Source organism: Sphingomonas sp. MM-1 (assembly GCF_000347675.2).
In the GTDB taxonomy this organism is placed as follows: domain Bacteria; phylum Pseudomonadota; class Alphaproteobacteria; order Sphingomonadales; family Sphingomonadaceae; genus Sphingomonas_E; species Sphingomonas_E fennica.
This window is the reverse complement of record NC_020561.1, coordinates 3828160-3849697: the sequence shown is the minus strand read 5'-3', so window position 1 is coordinate 3849697 and position 21538 is coordinate 3828160. Positions and strand designations below refer to the sequence as shown.

At 67.7% G+C, this 21538-nt stretch carries 18 protein-coding genes; 4 read left to right on the top strand and 14 right to left on the bottom strand.

Annotated elements, in window-relative coordinates; all coding sequences use genetic code 11:
• Positions 1-185 precede the first annotated feature (185 nt).
• Positions 186-1355, top strand: coding sequence for a sulfotransferase family protein (locus G432_RS18260; RefSeq protein WP_015460303.1), 1170 nt, complete (start codon positions 186-188; stop codon positions 1353-1355).
• Between the two features lie 36 nt (positions 1356-1391).
• Here G432_RS18260 and G432_RS18255 read toward each other — a convergent pair whose 3' ends face one another.
• From G432_RS18255 to G432_RS18240, 4 genes are all read right to left on the bottom strand, one after another.
• Positions 1392-2771 carry a sensor histidine kinase gene (locus G432_RS18255; protein WP_015460302.1) on the bottom strand — a complete coding sequence of 460 codons (1380 nt, stop codon included), beginning with the start codon at positions 2769-2771 and terminating at the stop codon, positions 1392-1394.
• Positions 2771-3874: a DUF2336 domain-containing protein gene (locus tag G432_RS18250; RefSeq protein WP_015460301.1), complete on the bottom strand. Its 1104-nt coding sequence runs from the start codon at positions 3872-3874 to the stop codon at positions 2771-2773. The genes G432_RS18255 and G432_RS18250 overlap by 1 nt, the downstream gene beginning before the upstream one ends.
• A gap of 75 nt (positions 3875-3949) precedes the next feature.
• Positions 3950-5179, bottom strand: coding sequence for a hypothetical protein (locus G432_RS18245; protein ID WP_015460300.1), 1230 nt, complete (start codon positions 5177-5179; stop codon positions 3950-3952).
• A 105-nt stretch (positions 5180-5284) separates the two neighbouring features.
• Positions 5285-5584 (bottom strand): hypothetical protein, encoded by a 300-nt coding sequence (locus tag G432_RS18240; RefSeq protein ID WP_015460299.1) that lies wholly within the window; start codon positions 5582-5584, stop codon positions 5285-5287.
• Between the two features lie 97 nt (positions 5585-5681).
• On the opposite strand from G432_RS18240, the gene G432_RS18235 reads away from it, so the two are divergent.
• Entirely contained in the window at positions 5682-7853 is a 2172-nt protein-coding gene (locus G432_RS18235) for a hypothetical protein (RefSeq protein ID WP_015460298.1), read from the top strand.
• A gap of 5 nt (positions 7854-7858) precedes the next feature.
• Here the strand turns inward: G432_RS18235 and G432_RS18230 are convergent, their stop codons facing one another.
• From G432_RS18230 to dapA, 9 genes are all read right to left on the bottom strand, one after another.
• Positions 7859-9307, bottom strand: coding sequence for an MATE family efflux transporter (locus G432_RS18230; RefSeq protein WP_015460297.1), 1449 nt, complete (start codon positions 9305-9307; stop codon positions 7859-7861).
• A 154-nt stretch (positions 9308-9461) separates the two neighbouring features.
• The gene (locus G432_RS18225; RefSeq protein WP_015460296.1) at positions 9462-11258 is read right to left on the bottom strand and encodes an acyl-CoA dehydrogenase C-terminal domain-containing protein; all 1797 of its coding nucleotides are present in this window, start codon (positions 11256-11258) and stop codon (positions 9462-9464) included.
• A gap of 21 nt (positions 11259-11279) precedes the next feature.
• Positions 11280-11771 (bottom strand): MerR family transcriptional regulator, encoded by a 492-nt coding sequence (locus tag G432_RS18220; protein WP_015460295.1) that lies wholly within the window; start codon positions 11769-11771, stop codon positions 11280-11282.
• A gap of 182 nt (positions 11772-11953) precedes the next feature.
• Entirely contained in the window at positions 11954-13027 is a 1074-nt protein-coding gene (gene recA, locus G432_RS18215; RefSeq protein WP_015460294.1) for a recombinase RecA, read from the bottom strand.
• A gap of 94 nt (positions 13028-13121) precedes the next feature.
• On the bottom strand, positions 13122-13484 hold the full coding sequence (locus G432_RS18210; protein WP_015460293.1) for a response regulator: 363 nt from the start codon (positions 13482-13484) through the stop codon (positions 13122-13124).
• Between the two features lie 88 nt (positions 13485-13572).
• Positions 13573-15981 carry an ATP-binding protein gene (locus G432_RS18205; RefSeq protein ID WP_015460292.1) on the bottom strand — a complete coding sequence of 803 codons (2409 nt, stop codon included), beginning with the start codon at positions 15979-15981 and terminating at the stop codon, positions 13573-13575.
• An 80-nt stretch (positions 15982-16061) separates the two neighbouring features.
• Entirely contained in the window at positions 16062-16607 is a 546-nt protein-coding gene (locus G432_RS18200; RefSeq protein WP_015460291.1) for a DUF2062 domain-containing protein, read from the bottom strand.
• Between the two features lie 5 nt (positions 16608-16612).
• Positions 16613-17095 (bottom strand): SsrA-binding protein SmpB, encoded by a 483-nt coding sequence (smpB, locus tag G432_RS18195; protein WP_015460290.1) that lies wholly within the window; start codon positions 17093-17095, stop codon positions 16613-16615.
• A gap of 57 nt (positions 17096-17152) precedes the next feature.
• The gene (gene dapA / locus G432_RS18190; protein WP_015460289.1) at positions 17153-18028 is read right to left on the bottom strand and encodes a 4-hydroxy-tetrahydrodipicolinate synthase; all 876 of its coding nucleotides are present in this window, start codon (positions 18026-18028) and stop codon (positions 17153-17155) included.
• Positions 18029-18120: 92 nt separating this feature from the next.
• Here dapA and G432_RS18185 point away from each other — a divergent pair, with 92 nt between their 5' ends.
• Positions 18121-20130 carry a lytic transglycosylase domain-containing protein gene (locus tag G432_RS18185; RefSeq protein WP_015460288.1) on the top strand — a complete coding sequence of 670 codons (2010 nt, stop codon included), beginning with the start codon at positions 18121-18123 and terminating at the stop codon, positions 20128-20130.
• Between the two features lie 13 nt (positions 20131-20143).
• A complete protein-coding gene (greB, locus tag G432_RS18180) occupies positions 20144-20632 on the top strand; it encodes a transcription elongation factor GreB (RefSeq protein ID WP_015460287.1) in 489 nt (162 codons plus the stop codon).
• A 19-nt stretch (positions 20633-20651) separates the two neighbouring features.
• Here the strand turns inward: greB and G432_RS18175 are convergent, their stop codons facing one another.
• Positions 20652-21440: a polyphosphate kinase 2 family protein gene (locus tag G432_RS18175; protein WP_015460286.1), complete on the bottom strand. Its 789-nt coding sequence runs from the start codon at positions 21438-21440 to the stop codon at positions 20652-20654.
• Between the last annotated feature and the right edge of the window lie 98 nt (positions 21441-21538).

Here is a 21538-nt window from a genome sequence, read left to right as displayed (position 1 = left end):
GGCGACCGCACGGGTCAAATTCCGGCACTGACTTCCCACGGCCATTAATGTCCGCCACGATAAATCCGCGTCCGATGCGCGATGGCGGGGGCGTTGACGCTCATGCGCACCCGCCGCCATATGGGATTGCGTAGTTCATCATTTACAACCGCTATGATTGACAAAATGCGGAATATGGAGGGGATATGACGGCGAAGGTTCCCGATCGCGAGGCATTGATCGCGGAAGCGAAGGCGAAGACCGGGCTCGACGATTTCGGCGATACCTGGTTCTTCTCGCACATCGATGCCCTCATCCCCGCCTTCAACGGCGAGGCGAAGCTGAGCGATGCGGGCGCGGCCTATGCGCGCGAAACGGTGGTCACGTCGCTGGTGAACCGCCTCCGCTTCGTCGAGATGTTCAAGCAGCATCCCGAAATCGACGAGGAGGAGGTCGAGGTCGCGGCCGTCGTCGTCGGCCTGCCGCGCACTGGCAGCACCATGCTTCACCGCATGCTGGCGGCGGCGCCGGGGATGACCGGGTGCCGCTGGTACGAAACCAAGAACTACGTCCCCTTCCCCGGCGAGGAACGCGGCAATCCCGAGCCGCGCCGCGCCGAGGCGAAGGTGCTGATGGATTATATGGTGCAGGCCATCCCGGAACTGATGTCGATCCATCCGATGGATATCGACCAGCCGGATGAAGAGCTGATCATCATGGGGCAGCTTTTCTCCTCGACGATGATCGAGGGCACTTTCTTCGTGCCGAGCTTCGCGCGCTGGCTGATGCAGCATGATCGCATCCAGGTCTATCGCGACCTCAAGCAGATATTGAAGCTGCTGCAATGGTCCGATCCCAGCCGCAAGGGCGCCAAGTGGGTGCTGAAGACGCCGGGCCACCTGATGGGCATCGATGGCGTGATCGAGGTGTTCCCCGAGGCCAAGATCGTCATGACGCACCGCGATCCGGTGCAGACCGTGCCGTCTTATTCCAGCATGATGGCCAATCTCTATTCGATGGTATCGGATGAAGTGACGCGCGAGGAAGTCGGCGCCTTCTGGATCGATCGCCTGGCGGAACTGCTCAACACCTTCGTTGCCGAGCGCGAGAAGGTGGGCGGCCGCAACTTCATCGACGTGCGCTATACCGAACAGCTTTCGGAACCGGTGAAGGTGGGCCGTTACGTGCTGGAACAGGCCGGCATCACCGTGACGCCGGAAATCGAGGCCGGCATGGCCGAGTGGATCGAAGCCAACAAGCGCGAGGATCGCGCGCCGCATAAATATTCGCTCGAGGATTTCGGCCTCACCCGCGCGCAGGTGGAGGAGAAATTCCGCAGCTATCGCGAGGCCTTCCTCGAAAAGACCCCGGCCTGATCCCGGCGCGCACCGTTGCGCGCGTAATCCGTTACCTCAACCCTGCCCCGGTTCCACCGCGGGCAGGGTGAAGGTGAAGCGCGCGCCCTGCCCCAGCTGGCTCTCCACCGTCAGGTCGCCCCCCATCGCCCGCGCCAGCCGCCGCGCGATATAGAGCCCGAGCCCGGTCCCCGCGCCATCGCCCGGTTGCAGCCGCTCGAACTTCTCGAAGATGCGCTCATGATCCGCCGGGTCGATGCCCCGGCCCTGATCCGCCACTGTCACCGCCGCATAGCTCCCTTGTCGTTCGCACCTGAGCCACACCGCCCCGCCTTCGGGCGAATGGCGCACGGCATTGCCGATGATGTTGACGAGCACCTGCAGCGCCCGCCGGAAATCGCCCTGGACGGGCAGTGCTTCGTCCGCCGCAGGCCGATCGATCCGCACGCCCCGGTCCGCCGCCCGCCCGCCCAGCAGCCCTGCGGCGCGGCGCACGGCATCGGCGATGTCGAGCCGCTCGATCGCCGGCGCGAAATCCGGCCGCTCGATCGCCTGGAGATCGACGAGATCGTCGACCAACGCCAGCAGGTGCCGGCCCGCGGCCGCGATATCGGCAGCATAATTGGCATAATCGCGCCGCAGGGGGCCGTCGGCCTGGGCGCGGATATGTTCGGCGCTGGCGATGATCCGGTCGAGCGGATCGCGCAGCGCCGTGTCGAGCCGCCGGCCGAAGGCTTCGGCCTGGACCCGATCGACGCTGGTGCCGCCGCTGTCGGTAACGGGCAGCAGCACCGGCGCGCTGGGCGGGGATATGGCCACCGCCGCGCCGCGCAGCCCGGCAAAGCGGCCGGCGGCATCGAAGATCGGCACCGCCGAAAGCCGCACCCCGCCCCCGCCTTCGCGCAGTTCGCCCTCCTGATCGTCGAAGCGGCGCTGGGTGGCGATCGCGTCCAGGATGGGCAGCACGCCGGCCTCATTCTCCCGCAAGGTGACGAGCTTGGTCAGCGGCTGGCCAAGCATGGATTCGCGGGACGGCACCACGCCGGGCGACAGAGCGGTGATCTTCAGCGCGTCATCGGTTTCCCAGAGCCAGTCGGCGGAGGCCCGGATGAAATCATGCTCGCGGTCGATCGTCGTGGCCGGGAAGGAGTCGGCGGCGGGCCGCGCCGTCCATCCGGCGATCGCCAGCGCCACGCCCTCCCCCTGCGGTTCGGCGCGCACCCACAGCTCGAGATCGGTTTCGCCATCGGCCGCGATCACGCCGCGCGAGACCACGATCCCCAGCCGGCGCGCGAGCCGGGCGATGCTGGCCACCTGCGGAACCGCCAGCACGCCGCCGGCAAGGCCGCCGGCGCGCAAATGCAGCCCTTCCAGCGCGGCATCCGCCTCGACCAGCCGGAAATCCCGGTCCAGGCGCCCATGGATGGGGGCCATCATCATCGCAGCCCCGCGTCGAGTTCGTCGATTGCGGCGCGGAACGCCGGCTCCAGCCGCCATGGCCGCAGCACTTCGTCCGCGCGGTTGCGGTCGAGCATCATGAAGGCTTCGATGCGGGCGGCGGCAGTATCGGGGTCGACATCGCTCGGCACGCAGCGGAACAGGATGTCGGCAGCCGCCTCCGCCTCCATGCCGATGGCGCTCAGCAGCACGGCAAGGCGGCTGCCGTCGGCGTCGAAGAGCATGTCCCACGCCGCGCCGAATTCGATCCCCGCGCGCAGCGCCAGCCCGGCCACGGTCAGCGCCACCCGGCCTTCGCCCAGCGCGCGCGCGATCACCGCATCGGTGAGGCGCCCGCCGGCGCGCAGCAGCAAGGCGAGCGCCATCGCCCGCCCTTCCAGCGTGGCGCTTTCATCATAGCCCGACAGCAGATGCTGCGCGGCGAGGCCGACTTCGCGATCGGCGGTGGCGGCATCGAGCCGGCCGATATCGATCATGTAGCGACGCAGGCAGGCCGCCACCCGCCAGATCAGCCGATGCTGGATATCGGCGGGCAGATCGGTCCGGGCCAGCACGGGATCCTGGAAACGATCTATCCGCCGGCTTTCCGCGACCACCATCGCCATGGCGGCTTCCGCGATCGCCGGTTCGGCATCCTCGACAAGCAGGTCGATCAGCGGCGGTTCCGGGGCGATCGCCGCCATGCGCGCGGCGGCAAGGCGCAGGGCGACGCTCAGCCGATGCTCTTCCGCCCGCCGCAACACCAATCCGACCAGCTCGGCATCGCGGAGCAGGCCGGCCTGCTCCATCATCGGCGCGGCGATCGGCACGGCGCCGGCGGTGATCGCGGCGGCCAGCACGGGATCGCGCGCTTCCAGCCTTTGACCGATACGATCGCGCAGATCATCCTCGACGGTGCAGATCAGCCGCTGGAGGAGGTTGGCGGCGGCAATCCGCTCGATATCCCGCAAGCGGCGGCCATCCGGCAGGAACAGGTCGATCAGGGCCAGCCGGATGCGTTCGCGGCCCGCCACCTGCGCGCGCGCGGCATCGCCCAGAAGGCGTTCGGCACCGTCAACAGAATCCGGAACGAAGGCGACCATTGCCACGGCTTATCGCGACGCGGTTAAAGCGGGCTTAAACGAAATTGGCGAACGGATGCGATCACTTGGCCATGTTCAGGCGGGCTCGCTTGCCTGCGCGGCGACGCGGATCGCCACCTCGCGCTGGACGAAACCGAAGGAGGCGAGCGCATAGGCCGCCAGCACGGCGATGCCCGCCAGCCATTGGCCGATCAGGGCAAAGGGCAGCATCGCCCAGATCAACCCGTCGAGGCTGGCGATCCAGTGCGGTGCCGAACCGCCCGGCAGGTGCCGGAGGATGCGCTGCTCGCCCGCCAGCGCGGCCATGGCGAGCAGCAGCATCGCCGCCACGGGCCAGGCTCCCCAGCCGGTTTCCTTCGCCAGATCGAACGAAAGGATCAGGAGCGCCGCCACCGCCGCAAGGGACCGCGCGATGAAGAAGGCGCCCGACCAGCGCAGCGGCGACAGGCGCGCGCCGGCAAGCCGTTCGGCGACGGCGGCGATCGGGCCGGAAAGCATCAGCGCCGCCTGGCCCGCAAGACGCCATCCCGCCGCGATCAATATGCCGGCCGCGACGGCGGCGGTGACGGCGCCGACCGCGAACCAGATCGGGTCGGTTCCCCGGCGGAGCAGCGGCGGCGCGGCCACGCCCTCGATCAACGGGAAAACATGCCGCCATGGCCAATCGTGCCCGCGCGGCCTGGCGGTGGCGAGCATGTGCCGGTCGAATCCCTCCAGATCGATTATCCCGTCCACCAGCAGCGGCGTCCTGCCGACCGCATTGCCGGCGGTGGCGTCGACTCGTTCGGCGTCGCCCTGCACGGCACGGCGCAGCAAGGTGGATTCCACGTCCCAATCGCCCAGCATCGCGGCGGTATCCCGCAGGAAGGCGCCGCTCACCAGCATCAGCCCGCCCCAGCGGACGGTGGCGTCCATCCGTTCGAACATCGCGCGATCGGGCTCGTCCGGCACCGTCAGCAGCGCCGGCGCCCGCGCCTTGACCATCCTGCGGAACAATCGGGGCGAGGCCAGGCAGCCGTCGCCCACCACCAGAAGCTCCTCGTCGGGATGGATGCGGTCCGCCGCGTCGTTCACCCCGCGCGCGATCTCGACCCGCATGCCGCTGCGCCGCAGCCGCTCCACCGCCTGCGCCAGGGCCACGGGAACGCGTTCCGCCAGCACGACCACATTGTCCGCACCGGCGAGGGCCGCCAGCCGGGCCTGATGCTCCAACAAGGTCCGCCCGGCAAGCGGCAGGGTAGACCGCAGCCCTTCGGCCTCATCATTCGCATAACGGTAAGCAGATATCAGCGCCGCAAGCGCCACAAGCGTCCCCCGATCCTATCGCGCCTCAGCGATAAGCCGGGAAACCGGATGATGCAAAGCCGCCCGCGACGAAAGGCCGGCCGGCGGGGCCGGCGGCAAAGGGCTTCAGGATGCGAGGCCGCCGATAACCGCGTCGATGGCGCGGGAAAGCACGGTGTTTCCGGGCGTATCCTGCGTCGCCTTTTCGGCCAGGTCCATCAGCTCGAACGCGCCGAAGCTGGCCGCGAGCCCCTGGAGGCGCATCGCCGACGCCCGCCATTCCGCCACGTCCGCCGTGCGGCCCATCGCATCGGCATGGCCGCGCGCGCCGGAAAGAAAGGCCTGGCGCAGCTCCGCGGCCAGCATGGCATCGTCTCCCACGGCGGCGGAAAGCGTGGCTTCAAGGGCGCGCGGATCATATTTCATGGGCGCCAGTCTCGCATGAACGCCTTAACAGGGCGTTGCATGCCATCGCCGTGCTCTCGGCCCTTTCGCCACGCCCGAAAGCTGATAAACAAAGATCATGAACCAGGGGGTCCGATCCACCGACCAATGGCGCGAGCACCGCGCGCTGCTCGAAGCCATTTCGCGCAATCGTGAAGACGCCGCCACGGCCGTCGAGGCCCCGCCCCAAAGCGTCGCGGTCGCCCCCCAGGCGCCGGAACCGGAGGCAGAACCCGCGATCGAGCCCGCCTCGTCCTGGCAGGGCCGCGTGACGGCAGCCGTCCTGCTCGTGGCGGCGGCGATCTGGATCGTGGCGGTCGGCACCTCCGTCGAGGCGGATGGATCGCCCCTCACCCGCGCGACGGCGCTCATCTCGCTCGCGAGCGGGCCGTTGGCCCTGCTGGGCGTGATCTTCATCGTCCTGCAGCGCTCCAGCCGGAAGGAAGCCGCCCGGTTCGGCCAGACGGCCCAGGCGATGCGGGCCGAGTCCGCGCTTCTGGAAAGCGTGATCGGCCGGCTGGCCGACCGGATATCCGAAAGCCGGAAGGATTTGGCGGATCAGGCCCAGCAGCTGATGTCGCTGGGCGACGATACCGCGCTTCGCCTGAGCGAGATCGCGGCCGCCATGGGGCGCGAGACCAGGATATTGCGGGCGGAATCGGACAATCTGGAAACCGCCGCCGAAATCGCCCGCAGCGATCTGGGCGTGCTGATCGACGATCTGCCCCGCATGGACGAGCAGGTTCGCGGCATTTCCGATCGCCTGCGCGAGACGGCGGGCGAGGCCGGCGGCAGGGTGAATGCTCTGCAGGCCCAGCTTGCGGCGCTGGAGACGCAGAGCGAGAAGGCCGACCAGGCGGCATCGGGCGCGGCGCGGCAGCTTGCGGAGCAGATCGCCCGGATCGACGAGCAAGGCGCCCGGATCGATGCGCGCATGGCCGAAGCGGCGAACGCGCTCGCCGCGCGGATCGAGGATATGGGCAGCCGGATCGATTCCCTTGCCGGCGGCTTCGCCACCCGCAATGCCGAAAGCCAGGCCGCGATCGACGCCATCGCCCGGTCGCTCGACGAGATCGAGGCCCGGTTCGCCGGGCTGTCCGGCAAGGGCAATGATGCCGTCCAGGCCCTGACCGAAGCAGTCGGCCGGCTGCGCGAGCAAAGCGAAGGCCTGGCCGATCGGCTCGCCACCGCCGCCCCGGCGACGGAGGCCCTCGTCGAGCGCGCGGCGGCGCTCAAATCCGCGCTGGATGCGAGCACCGCCGGCATCGGCAGCGACATTCCCGCCGCGCTTGCCGGAATCGAGGCTCAGGCCGGGCGCAGCCATGCCGCGATCACGGCGCTGCTGCCCGAGGCAAGCGCGCTGGAACGCGCCCTCGCCCTCGCCACCGGCGGCATCGCCGATGCCGGCCAGTCGCTGGCGGATCAGCGCGCGGTGATCGAGGATATGCATCGCATCGCCGGCGACCGGCTGGCCGAAGTCCGCACCCGTTCGGAGGAGTTGCAGGCAAGCCTGGCCCAGGCCGAGGACAGCGCGAAGCAGCTTGCCGAAAAGGCCGGGCCGCAGCTCGTCGAAGCGCTGCTCCGCGTGCGGGAGACGGCCGTTCAGGCGGCGGACCATGCCCGCGAGACCATCGGCACCGTCATTCCTTCCGCCGCGACCGATCTGGGCGCCGCCGCCCGCGACGCGATCGAGAAGGCGATGCGCGAGGCGCTCGGCACGCAATTGGAGGAGGTAGCCACGGCCGCCGACCGCGCCGTTTCCGCCGCGACATCGGCCAACGAGCGGCTGCAGCAACAGCTTCTCGCCATCCGCGATACCGCCGCCGCCGTGGATGCGCGGATCGACGAGGTTCAGGCGCAGGTGGCCGAGGCGGACGAGGAAAGCTTCTCCCGCCGCGCGGCCCTGCTGGTGGAATCGCTGAACTCCACCGCGATCGACATCGCCAAGATCCTGTCCAACGACGTGACCGACAGCGCCTGGACATCCTATCTGAAGGGCGATCGCAGCATCTTCACCCGCCGCGCCGTGCGGCTGCTCGACACGGCCGAGAGCAAGGAAATCGTCCGGCATTATGAGGAAGAGCCGGAGTTCCGGGAGCAGGTGAACCGCTACGTCCACGATTTCGAGGCGATGCTGCGCCGGGTGCTCGCCCAGCGCGACGGCGCGCCGCTGAGCGTGACTTTGCTGTCCTCCGACATGGGCAAGCTCTACGTGGCGCTGGCCCAGGCGATCGAGCGGCTGCGGGCCTGATCCCGTCAGCCGTTCGGCTGGGCGCGGCCGGCCGGATCGGTGCTGGAAATCACCATCTCCTCCGCCTCGATCGGATCGGTCGGCGGCATCATCCGCAGCGCGCGCCATCCGCCGAACCGGAAATAGGCGATCGTCAATACCAGCGTGGTGAGCGAACCGGCGTTGTAGCTCCACCAGATCGCGTCCGCGCCGATCCGCGGCTGGAAGCTGGCGGCCAGCCCCAGCCGGACCGGGAAGAAGGCGATGACCAGGATCAGGAGGGGCACCATCACCGCGCCGTTCGCCCGCACCACGGCCGACAGCACCGATGTGATGCCGAACAGGATGAAACCCCAGCTGACGATCAGGTTCATGTGCCGGGCAATCGCCATGGCATGCCCGTCATTCCCCAGGAACAGCGACAGGGCGTGGCGATCGATGGCGAGCAGCAGCAGCAGCACGGCCGATCCCGTCATCAGCACGTTCATGCCGATGCCTGCGCGGGTGACCTGGCTCACCCGATCCCAGCGGTTCGCGCCGATATTCTGGGCTGCCATGGCGCTCACCGCCGCGCCCAGCGCCATCGCCGGCATCTGGATATAGGTCCAGAGCTGGTTGGCCGCGCCATAAGCAGCCGTCACCGCCGCCCCTTCCCGATTGACCAGCCCGATCATTGCCAGCGCCGAAACCGATACGACCAGCATCTGCAGGCCCATCGGCACACCCTTGAACACGATCGTTTTCAGAAGGCGAAGGTCGGGCAGGAGATAGCCGATCTCCCGCCCGCGCAACCGCAGCGGCAGATCGCGCCGGTAGATATAAGCGACCAGCGCGAGAAGGCCGACGATATTGGCGATGAGGGTGGCCGCCGCCGATCCCCGGATGCCGAGTTGAGGGGCCGGCCCCAGCCCCAGGATCAGCACCGGGTTGAGTATGACGTCGATCACTGCCGACAGGATCATGAACCACAGCGGCGTCAGCGAATCGCCCGATCCGCGCAGGCCCATGGTGATCAGCACCACGATCATGCTGGGCGGCAGGCCGAGGAAGATGATGCGCAGATAGGCCAGCGCGAGGCCGAATACCTCCGGCGGCGTGGCCAGCAGGTGGAGCAGGGACGGCGCCCACAGCCATCCGGCCAGCGCGACCAGCGATGCCGCCACGGCGAACATGCCGATGGTCGTGCCGATCACGCGCCGCGCGCCATCCACGTCGTGCGCGCCGATGCGCTGCCCGATCAGGATCGTCGCGGCCATGCCGAACCCGAACACGGCCGAGAACATCAGGAACATGACGAGGTTGGCATTGGCCGTCGCCGCCAGCGCGGCCTCGCCCAGAAACTGGCCGACCCAGATGGCGTTGATCGATCCGTTCAGCGACTGGAGGATGCTGGACCCGAGCGTCGGCAGCGCGAACAGCAGCAGCGTGCGGGCGATCGGCCCCTGCGTAAGGTCCCGCCCCGGGCGTGTCGCCATATCCTACTCTCCGTCCCACGCCGGCGGATACCGGGCCCTGCGTGTGTAGCCGCTGGCGCCGGCGGGGCAAGGCACCGATCGCAGGCCCCCGACATTTCGGGACCGAAGTCTCGCCCCCGGCCCGATGACGAAAACGGGCCGGGGGCGATCGGGATCAGAAGGCTTCGACGGGAAGCGTCATCATGCTTTCGGCGCCGCTTTCGATCTTGCGGCGCAGCGCGCCCGCATCCGGCAGGATGCGTTCCGCGAAGAAGCGCGCGGTGACGAGCTTGGCTTCGTGGAAGGCGCGGTCGCCGCCGTCCCCGGCCGCGATCGCGGCCGTCGAGGCGCGGGCCATCTTCAGCCACATCCAGCCGAGCGACACGATCCCCAGCAGCGTCATATAGCTATAGGCCGCGGCGCCGGCATTGTCGGGATTGGCGAGGCCGTTCTGCATCAGCCACATGCTGGCCGCCTGCAATTCGCCCACCGCCTTTTCCAGCCTGCCCGCGAGATCGGCCGTTTCCGGCGTCGCCTTGCCCTGGGCGATCTCCTCGCCGATCAGGGCCAGCAGCGCCATCATCGCCCGGCCGCCGTTCATCGGCAGCTTGCGGCCCACCAGATCCATGGCCTGCACGCCGTTCGTGCCCTCATAGATCTGCGAGATGCGGGCATCGCGCACATATTGCTCCATCCCCCATTCGCGGATGTAGCCGTGGCCGCCATAGACCTGCTGGGATTTGGTGGCGATGTCGTAACCCAGGTCGGTCACATAGCCCTTGATGACCGGCGTCAGCAGCGAGATCAGGTCATCGGCCTGCTGCCGTTCCTCCTCGGTCGCCGCATGGTGGGCGAGATCGACCTGAAGGCCGCCCCACAGGCACAGCGCGCGGGCGCCTTCCAGGCAGGCCTTGCTTTCCATCAGCATGCGGCGGACGTCGGGGTGCACGAACAGCGGATCGGCCTTCTGGTCCGGCTCCTTCGGGCCGGTGAGCGCGCGTCCCTGCCGGCGATCCTTCGCATATTGCACGGCATTCTGATAGGCGACCTCGCCCACGGACAGGCCCTGCAGGCCCACGCCCAGGCGCGCGGCGTTCATCATGATGAACATCGCCGCAAGGCCCTTATTCTCCTCACCCACGAGGAAGCCGGTGGCGCCGTCATAGTTCATGACGCAGGTGGAATTGCCGTGGATTCCCATCTTCTCCTCGATGGAGCCGCACGACACGGCGTTGCGATCGCCGATCGATCCGTCCGCGCCCACCATGAACTTGGGGACGATGAACAGGCTGATGCCCTTCACATTGTCCGGCGCGCCCGTCACCTTGGCCAGCACCAGGTGGATGATGTTCTCCGTCAGGTCATGCTCGCCCGAGGAAATGAAGATCTTGGTGCCGGTGATGGCATAGGTGCCGTCGCCCTTCGGCTCGGCCTTGGTGCGGATCAGCCCCAGATCGGTGCCGCAATGCGGCTCCGTCAGGTTCATGGTGCCGCCCCATTCGCCGGAGATCATCTTCGGCGTGTAGAGCGCCTTCTGCTCGTCCGAACCCTTGGCGAGGATCGCCGCCGTGGCGCCCATGGTGAGGCCGTTATACATGGCGAAGGCCATGTTGGCGCTGATCAGATATTCCTCGAAGGCCGTCGCGACGACATGGGGCATGCCCTGCCCGCCAAATTCGGTCGGCCCCGAAAGCGTCGGCCACCCCGCCTCGCGGAAGGCGTCATAAGCCGCCTTGAAGCCGGTGGGCGTCGTCACGCTCCCATCCGGATGGCGGGTGCACCCTTCGTGGTCCCCCACCTGGTTGAGGGGGAAGAGCACTTCCTCGCAGAATTTCGCGCCCTCGGTGAGGACCGCCTCGACCATGTCTGGCGAGGCGGCTTCGAAACCGGGAAGATTGGAATAGCGGTCGAGGCCGATGATGGCGTCGAACACATAGCGGGTATCGCGCACCGGCGCGGAATAGATTGGCATTGCAGGCTCCTGCTCTTGCTCTCAGGCGTCGTTTCCGGTGTTCCGGGCGCGCTTGCTTTCGGCCAGGCGGCGGGCTTCCCGCTCGGCCGCCTCTACGCGCTTCGGATCATCCTGCGCGCTGTTCACCAGTTCCACGAAATCCATCAGTTCGGCGATCGCGGCGTCGATGTCCTCGCGCTGGCGCCGCAGCGCTTCTATGCGCGCCTCGCACTTCTCCACCGTGACATGGCGCTGCGTGGCGCGGCCATCGTCGAGATCGTAGAGATCGATCATCTCGCGTATCTCGGCAAGGCTGAAACCCACGCGCTTGCCCCGCAATATCCAGGCGAGGCGGGCGCGATCCCGCTTCGAATAAACCCTGGCCAGCCCGACGCGCTCGGGCGCGATCAGGCCTTCATCCTCATAGAAACGCAGCGCGCGCGCCGTGACCCCGAACTCCTCGGACAGGTCCGAGATCGTATAGGATTCGCGATTCTGCGCGTCGGGCGTGTCGATCGTGGCATGAACAGGCATGCCGCCATGCTAGTTTACGCTCACGTCAACGTCAATCGGATGGTGCCGCGCGGCCCTTCCCTGCTGCCGGGCCGCGGCGGATCGCCCTCGCCTCCTTCCCGGATGCCTCCTTCACGGGCAAGGAAAAAGGCGGCCGCAACCTTGGTCGCAGCCGCCCCTTCAGTTTTCCGAAGCCGGTTCCCTCAGAGATCGTCGTCAGGTTCAGGCCCGGACATCAGCGCTTCGGCCACGTCCGCCGAATTGCCGCGGATCGCCCTTTCCAAGCGCTCGGCGACCTCGGGATTCTCGCGAAGATAGGTCTTCGCATTTTCGCGGCCCTGGCCGATGCGGATCGAATCATAGCTGAACCAGGCGCCGGACTTCTCGACGATCCCGGCCTTGACGCCAAGGTCGAGGATTTCGCCTACCTTGGAAACGCCCTCGCCATACATGATGTCGAATTCGACCTGCTTGAACGGCGGGGCGACCTTGTTCTTCACCACCTTCACGCGGGTCGCGTTGCCGACGATATCGTCGCGATCCTTGATCTGGCCGGTGCGGCGGATGTCGAGGCGAACCGACGCATAGAATTTCAGCGCATTGCCGCCCGTCGTGGTCTCCGGGTTGCCGTACATCACGCCGATCTTCATGCGGATCTGGTTGATGAAGATCACCAGGCAGCGCGACCGGCTGATCGATCCGGTGATCTTGCGCAGCGCCTGGCTCATCAGCCGGGCCTGCAGGCCGACATGGCTGTCGCCCATCTCGCCTTCGATTTCCGCGCGCGGCACCAGCGCGGCCACCGAGTCCACCACAAGCACGTCGATCGCGTTCGACCGGATGAGCGTGTCGGTGATCTCCAGCGCCTGCTCGCCCGTGTCGGGCTGCGACACGATCAGCTCGTCAATGTCCACGCCCAGCTTGCGGGCGTAGACGGGGTCGAGCGCATGTTCCGCATCCACGAAGGCGGCGGTGCCGCCGGCCTTCTGCGCCTCGGCAATGGCATGCAGCGCCAGCGTCGTCTTGCCCGAGCTTTCCGGGCCGAAGATCTCGATGATGCGCCCGCGCGGCAGGCCGCCGATGCCGAGCGCGATATCCAACCCCAGCGATCCGGTCGAGATCGCCTCGATCTCGATCTTCTCGCGGCTTCCCAACTTCATCGCGGAGCCCTTGCCGAACGCGCGATCGATCTGCGCGAGAGCGGCTTCGAGGGCTTTCTGCCTATCCATATCGGCCTTTTCCTTTTCGGAACCGATGAGCTTCAACTGTGCGGCCATCCGGTCAGCTCCCCTCGTAGATCGCGCATCGGCGCGGTTCAACAGGCAGCTTCGTACACGGATTGTTCCATGAGAACAAGAGGGGAACGAACGGTCAGGCGGTAGCGGCTATCCCGTCCAGCCCCAGGCGCACCCCGTCCATGGTGAAGGGCTTGATGAGCACGGGCGCCTGGGCATGCCGGCCCGGCGGCGGCTCGACATGGCCGCCCGTCGCCAGCAGGAACGGCTTGGACGCGGCCACCAGGGCATCGGCAACCGGCCAGCTCGCCTCGCCGCCCCGCAGGTGGACATCGAGGATCGCGGCATCGAAATCGCCGCCGGCGACCATGGCCAGCGCGCCTTCGACCGAATCGACGGCGCCGGCCACCTCATGACCGAGACTTTCCAGATAGTCTTCGAGGACCATCGCGATCAGCGGTTCATCCTCGACGACCAAGATACGGAGGGTCTGGTTCATTTCGATGGTCATACAATGACAACAAGGCGCCGACCAGTGCCTGCCGCGCCCTCCGTTCGCCGATGCGGCAAACCGCTTCGCCGCCCGCTCAGGAAGCCGCCGTCCCCTCGGCGCCCAGCGCATCGCGCGCCGCCTCGGCCAGTTGCTGGACCGAAAAGGGCTTGGCCAGGAAGGCCACCCGATCGAGATCGATCGAACGGCGAAGCTGCTCCTCGGCATAGCCGGACATGAACAGGATCGGCAGCCTGGGGAACATCTCGCGCGCATGGCGGACGAGCGTCGGCCCGTCCATGGTGGGCATCACCACGTCGGATACGAGCAGGTCGATCGTCTCCCCGCCATCGGCCGCCATGCCCTGCAGCACTTCCAGCGCCTCCTCGCCATTGGCAGCGGTCAACACCTTGTAGCCCTGGCGGGTGAGCGCGCGTTCGGCCACGGCGCGGACCATATCCTCGTCCTCGACCAGCAGGATCGTCCCCGTTCCCCACAATTCGCCCTGGCGCGGCTTCTTGGGCGGGGGCGGCGCATCCAGCATGGGGTCCGCGCGATGGACGGGTAGATAGATGACGAAGCTGGTGCCGACACCGGGCTTGGAATCGGCGAAGATGAACCCGCCCGATTGCTTGACGATGCCGTAGACGGTGGACAGGCCGAGGCCGGTGCCCTTGCCCACTTCCTTGGTGGTGAAGAAGGGTTCGAATATCTTGCCCAGCAGTTCCGCCGGAATGCCGGTGCCCGTGTCGGAGACGCTGAGCGCGGTATAATCGGCGACCGGCAGGATATCGCTGTTGAGGCGGCGCACCTCCGCGGCGGTGACGCCATAGGTCTGCACCGTCAGCGTGCCGCCATCCGGCATCGCATCGCGCGCGTTCACCGCCAGGTTGACGATGACCTGTTCGAGCTGGCCCGGATCGGCGCGGACCTGACCGAGATTGCGGCCATGCTTGACGACGAGGCGGACCCGCTCGCCCAGCAGCCGCTTGATGAGATTGGAAATTTCCGAAATGACGTCCGGCAGTTGCAGCACCTGCGGACGCAGCGTCTGCTGGCGGGAGAAAGCGAGGAGCTGGCGGGTCAGGCCGGCGGCACGGTTCGAATTCTGGCGGATCTGCTGGATATCGTCATAATCGCTCTCGCCCGGCCGGTGGCGCAGCAGCATCAGATCGCAATGGCCGATGATGGCGGTCAGGATATTGTTGAAATCATGCGCGACGCCGCCGGCGAGCTGGCCCACGGCCTGCATCTTCGTCGCCTGCGCCACCTGGTTCTTGAGGCGCGATTCCTCGCTATTGTCCTTGAGGCTCAGCAGCACCGCCGCCTCGCCCAGCCCGCGCGCGCCGGCGATGGTGAGCGCCACCGCCTCGTCCGCGCGATAGCGGAGACGGACGGCGATGTCGCCGGACATGCGCTGGCCCGCGGCGAAACGGCGCACCGCATCGGCGACGGCGGCCTTGTCCTCCTTCACCACGAGATCGCTGGGATAGAGCACCGGCTGCCCCTGCGGCAGCCCCGCCGCGCGCCGGAAGGCATCGTTCATGAAGAGGATGCGGCCGTCGCGCTCCGCCAGCGCAAGGCCCAGCGGCAGCATCGCCAGCAGGGCTTCGACATGATCGGAGGCGGCATCGGCCGCCGGCCGGAGCGCGCCGGCATCGTCGAGCAACAGGAACAGGGTGGGGCTTTCGCCGACGCCGTCGTCCAGCGGCACCTGCACCACCCGCAACGGGGTGGCCTCATCCCCTTCATGGCGGAAACGGATCACATCGCCGCCGCTGTCGTCGAAAAGATCGGCAAGCGCGTGGATGCCGGCTTCCTCATTGCCCAGCGCGCGCTGGAGGAATACCCGGTTGGCGGCGACGAGCCGGCCGCCGCCATCGGCGATGGCCGCCATCATCCCGGCCGCGCCTAGGCGCTGCCCCCCCTCGCCTTCCACCAGCCTGCGGGTTTCATCGACCAGCTGGCCGCCGCGCATCCGCCGCAGCCGCCAGACGAGATGGTCCTGCGCCGTGCCCGCCCGCAGCGCGGTGGCGGAAAGCCGTCCACGCCCGGTCGCCAGCCCCTCGACCTCGGCCCAGCCGTCGCGCCATGCCGACCGGCCGGCCTCCGCCAGACGATCGTCGCCATGATCGCCGATCGCGAGCCCCGGCGGCGCCGGCAGGCCGGGAAACCATTCGCCGAAGGTGCGGTTGGCGCAGATCAGCCGCCCGGACCTGTCGGTGATCGCGACCGCTTCGGACGAATCGCCGATGGCGGCATTGAGCAGGCCAATATCGCCCATGGTCGCCGCGTCGGCCAGGCCGGACCGGTGCCGGCCGAGCAGCAGGATGAGCCCGCCGGCCGCGAGGAATACGAGGAGAAAGACGCCGGCCGCCAGCGCATCGCCGAGCAGCCAGAGCAGCAGCAGCGCCGTGCCGAGGCCGAGGCCCGCCACGCCCAGCAGGATCGCGCGATCGCCGCGTTCGGAAGCCTGGACCGGGAGGGACGGAAAGGCGGTTGCCATGATCCTGTTTCATCCTCCGGCAAGGCGCGGCCCGTCAAGCGCGGCGGCGGCGATCCATCCGATGCCGCGACCGGCAGGGCTCAATCGTTACGCTGGCGCTCATGCCGGCGGTGCCGCCACTTGTGGGCGATCCACATCCGCCAGGTGATGGAGGCGACCAGATAGCCGAGCACCGCGCCGACGACCGCCACGACGACCAGCCCGAGGCCGAGCGCCGGGCCGACGTCGCGCAGCAGCCATTCGCTCCAGCCCATCGCCTTGTTCACGCCTTCGACGACAGCCGGATCGCCGCCATGATGGCCCAGCATCATCCGGCCGATCCAGATCGAGAAGGCCCAGATGGCGGGGGTGGTGAACGGATTGGTGATGAAGGTGGTGAGCGCCGCCACCGGCACGTTCGCGCGCGACGGCAAGGCAAAGATCGCGGCGAACACCGTCTGCGCCACGGGGATGAGCACGCCGACCAGCACGCCCAGCGCCACGCCGCGCGGCACCGAGCGGCGGTGGAAGCGCCACAGTTCGGGCAGCAGGATGCGGTGCGCGATCGGCCGCAGCCAGCCGATCCGCTCGAACGTCTCGCGCGTGGGCATGTTGCGCTCCGACCAGGCGCGCATTCTCTCGAACATCGCGCCTAACCCCGGTCGCGCAGCAGGCGCTGCTGTTCGCGTTTCCAGTCCCGCGACTTTTCCGTCTCCCGCTTGTCGTGCAATTTCTTGCCCTTGGCGAGCGCGAGTTCCACCTTCGCCCGGCCGCGCGGATTGAAATAGATGGACAGCGGAATCAGCGTCATCCCCTCGCGGGAGACGGCGTTGCGCATCTTTTCGATCTCTCGTTCGTGCAGCAGCAGCTTGCGCGGCCGTTTCGGCTCGTGATTGAAACGGTTGCCGTGGCTGAATTCCGGAATGTTGGAATTGATGAGCCAGGCCTGCCCGTCCCTCACCTCGGCATAGCTTTCAGCGATCGATCCCTCGCCGAACCGCAGCGACTTCACCTCGGTGCCGGTCAGCGCGATGCCCGCCTCGAAGAATTCCTCCAGGAAATATTCATACCGCGCCCGCCGGTTTTCGGCGACCGTCTTCACTTTTTCAAAGGTTGCGGGCTTGGGGCGGGCCATCTCTTGCTTTCTTGGGCGCAGAATCGCGTCATGCGCCCATATGGGGGACGGTAGCTGTTACACCAGCCCCGCATGGGCGAGCGCCGCATCCACCGCCTTGCGGCTCGCTTCCGACGGCCAGGTCATCGGCAGGCGCAATTCCACGGGGAAATCCGGGCGGGTACGGCTGAGCGCATATTTGACGGGGCCGGGTGAAGCATCGGTGAACAGAGCGCTGTGCAGCGGGAACAGCCGGTCCTGAAGCGCCAGCGCCCCCTTCCAGTCGCCGGAAAGGCAGGCGGCCTGGAAATCGGCGCACAGCCGGGGCGCGACATTGGCCGTGACGGAGATGCAGCCGACGCCGCCCATCGCCATGAAGCCCAGCGCCATATCGTCATTGCCGGAAAGCTGGCAGAAATCCGCCCCGCAGGCGAGCCGCTGGGCGGCCACCCGCTCCACCTTGCCGCTGGCATCCTTGATGCCGACGATGGTGGGAAGCCGGGCGAGCGTCGCCATGGTATCCACGGTGATATCCGTCACGGTGCGCGCGGGCACGTTGTAGAGGATGATCGGCAGATCGCAATTTTCGGCGAGGTAGGTGTAATGCGCGATCAGCCCATCCTGGTTGGGACGGTTGTAATAAGGCAGCACGACCAGCCCGGCGGCGGCGCCGGCCGCCTTGGCATGCTGCATATGTTCCAGCGCGACCTTGGTGTCGTTCGATCCGCAGCCCGCGATCACCGGCACGCGGCCGGCCGCCTGATCGATGCACACCGCGACGACATGATTATGCTCGTCGATCGACATGGTGGCGCTTTCGCCCGTCGTGCCGCAGGGCACGAGCGCGGACGAACCGTTCTCGATCTGGAAATCGACGAAGGCGCGGAAGGCCGCCTCGTCGAACCGCCCGTTGCGAAACGGCGTCACGAGAGCCGGAATCGACCCGCTGAACATCATGCACTCCCTTCACCTGAAGCCCAGGGCGCGGCATAGTGCGCGATATGGGCCGGTTATGTTCAGCGGCTGATAAGGATGCCAGCCACATCATGTCCAGCATGTTGAAGCGCGTTTTGAGCCTGGGTGTGCTTATGGCGTCGGTGGCCGGCGCCGCGACGCTGACCACGGAGCAGCGGGACTGGTATCGCGGGCGGCTGGGGCTGTCGGCCGCCAGCGGGATTCCGGCCGCCGGCGTGGCCGCCGATCCCGTGGCCGAAGGGGTGGTCCGCTGGAGCCGCCTGCGCCAGACGGACAGCCTGCCCTTTTCCGAATATGCGAGCTTTCTGATCGCCTTCCCCGGCTGGCCCGGCGAATCGGCGATGCGCCGGACGGCCGAACGCCAGCTGGAGACGCTGCCCGGCGCGCCGGCGGACGTCGCGCGATTCTTCGATCGCTTCCCGCCCTTGACCAACAGCGGCCGGCTGCGCCAGGCCGAGGCGCTGGCCGCGATCGGCCGGTCGGCCGACGCCGTTGCCGCGGCGCGCGCGGCCTGGACCGGCGGATCGCTGAGCGACGCGGAAGAACAGCGCCTGATCGCCCGCTTCGGCGGACAACTTACCCAGGCGGACCAGGATCTCCGGATGGAACGGCTGCTGTGGAACCGGCAGACGACCGCCGCCCAGCGCCAGATGGCCCGCACGTCGCCGGTGCGGCAGGCGCTGTTCGATGCCCGGCTGGCCATGCAGACCAACCGGGCCGACGCCGCCGACAAGGCGATGGTGTTCGCCACGACCGGCAACAGCGATCCCGGTTTCGTCGCCGATCGCGCCCGCTGGCTGCGCGACAACGGCCAGAGCGTGAACGCGCGGTCCTGGCTGGCGCAGCGGCGCAGCTTCGCCAGCCCGCCGCTCGATGCCGAAAAATGGCTGGACGTGCTGGTGACGAACGCGCGCGGCGCGGCCAACGACAACCAGACCAGCTACGCGCTGGGCATGGCCCAGCAGGCGGACGGCGCCTTCGCCCCCGGCACCGTGATCCGCGACCGCCCCTTTGGCGAGCGGGACAAATATACCGACCTCGTCTGGCTTGGCGGGATGACCGCGCTCAAGAAGATGAACCGCCCCGCCGACGCCGTGACGCTCTTCAGCCGCTACGCCGCCGCCGCGCAGTCGCCCGGCACGCAGACCAAGGGGCTCTACTGGGCCGGCCGTGCCGCGCTGGCGGCGGGCGATCCCACGGCGGCCAACCGCTACTTCACCGAGGCGGCATCGCATGCGGACCAGTTCTACGGCCAGCTTGCCGCCGAACGGCTGGGCCGGACGGTGGAGACGCCCCATGTCGACCCCATCACCATAACCCCCGCCGAGCGCACGAGCTTTGCGCAACGGTCGATCGTGCGGGCCGCGCGCATATTGGGCGAGCTGGGATCGTGGCGCGACCAGAGCCAGTTCCTGCGCGCGATAGCCCAGGACGCGAAATCCGATGCGGATCACGCCCTTTCGGCCGAATTGTCGCGCGAGATCGGGCGGCCCGACCTGGGGGTGATGGTGGCCCGCAACGCCCGCAACACCGGCGTCAGCGATTTCGTGCCCACCGGCTTCCCCCAGATCGCCGTGCCGCCGACCGAGCGGAACAATTGGGTGATGATCCATGCCATCACCCGGCAGGAGAGCCAGTTCGACCGCGAGGCCGTGAGCCATGCCGGCGCGCGCGGGCTGATGCAGCTGATGCCGGGCACCGCGCGCGAGCAGGCGGGCAAGATGGGCCTGCCCTATGATTATGACCGGCTGGTCAAGGACCCGTCCTACAACATCATGCTGGGCTCCAGCTTCTTCCAGCGCTTGCTCGATTATTATGGCGGCAGCCACGTGCTGGCGGTGGCGAGTTACAACGCCGGCCCAGGAAATGTTAACAAGTGGCTGAAAACTAACGGCGATCCCCGGATGAGCGGCATCGATGTCGTCGAATGGATCGAAGCGATCCCGCTCAGCGAAACGCGCGGCTATGTGCAGCGCGTGCTGGAAAACGCCGTCGTCTATTCCGCCATGAACCCGCAATATGCCCGCATGCCGGCGCGCAACAAGCTGTCGGTCTATCTCGGCAAATCGACGCCGGGCTGATATCGGCGGGCACATGAACGACCGCCCGAACTATATCACCCCCGCCGGGCTGAGGGCCCTGCGCGAACGCTATGACCAGCTTTTCGCCATCGAGCGGCCGAAGCTCGTCGAAACCATTTCCTGGGCGGCGGGCAATGGCGACCGGTCCGAGAATGGCGACTATATCTACGGCCGCAAGAAACTGCGCGAGATCGATCGGGAGCTGGGCTTCCTCTCGCGCCGGATGAAGGCGGCCAAGGTGATCGATCCGGCCGCCCAGGCCGATCGCGACCGGGTGTGGTTCGGCGCCACGGTGACGCTGGTGGACGAGGACGACAAGGAGCGTATCGTCACCCTGATCGGCGAGGATGAGGCCGATGCCGGCCAGGGCCGGATAAGCTGGCGCTCCCCCTTCGCCCGTGCGCTCAAGGGGGCGGCCGTCGGCGACGTGCGCAGCGTCCAGCTCCCCGCCGGTCCCAAGGAATGGGAAGTGCTGGCGATCAGCTATCCGCCGGCGGGCTGAGGCCCCCCGCGGCCTTCCGTCATTCCATCTCGAAATCGACGCCGAATGCCGTGCGGGCGATCGCCACCAGTTCCGGCGGCGGCGGCGGCGGCTTCATCGGCACGGCCTTTTCCAGCTTTTCGGCGATCAGGTTGAGCGCCGCGATGCGGGCCGCCTTCTTGTTGTTGCCGTCGATCACGTGCCACGGTGCCCAGCGCGTGTCGGTATGCTCGAACATCTCGTGCATCGCCGTCAGATATTCCGGCCGGCGTGAACGGTTGCGAAAATCCTCGCGCCCGGTCTTCCACCGCTTCCACGGATGGAGGAGGCGTTCCTTGAGGCGTTCGTCCTGGGTATCCTGGGTGATGTGGAGGAACAGCTTGATGATGGGCGTGCCATCTTCCTTCTGCTGCGCCTCGAACTCGTTGATCTCGTCATAGGCGCGGCGCCACTGCTTTTCGGTGGCGAAATTCTCGACGCGCTCCACCAGCACCCGGCCATACCAGCTGCGATCGAACACGCCGATCTCGCCCTGGCCCGGCAGGCGTTTCCAGAAGCGCCAGAGGAAATGGCGGGCCTTCTCCTCCTCGGTGGGCGCGGAGATCGGCCAGACCTCGAAATGGCGGGGGTCCCATTTGGCGGTGAGGCGCTGGATGATGCCCCCCTTGCCGGCCGCGTCCCACCCTTCGAACATGACGACGCTGCGCCGGCCGTGGATGATATGGGCGACCTGCACGCGCGCAAGCCGCTCCTGCACGCTTTCCAGCGCCTTATCATAGTCGCCGTCGAACTTTTCGCCCTTTTCGTAGTCCGAAAGATCGATCGCCATACGCTTTCCCCTCACGCCTGCGGGAAGGGAAAGGCGTGGGCAAAGGGTGCCGCCAAGTCAAGCCGCTCGGCGGCGCGCCCCTTGCCCCGCTGCGGGAC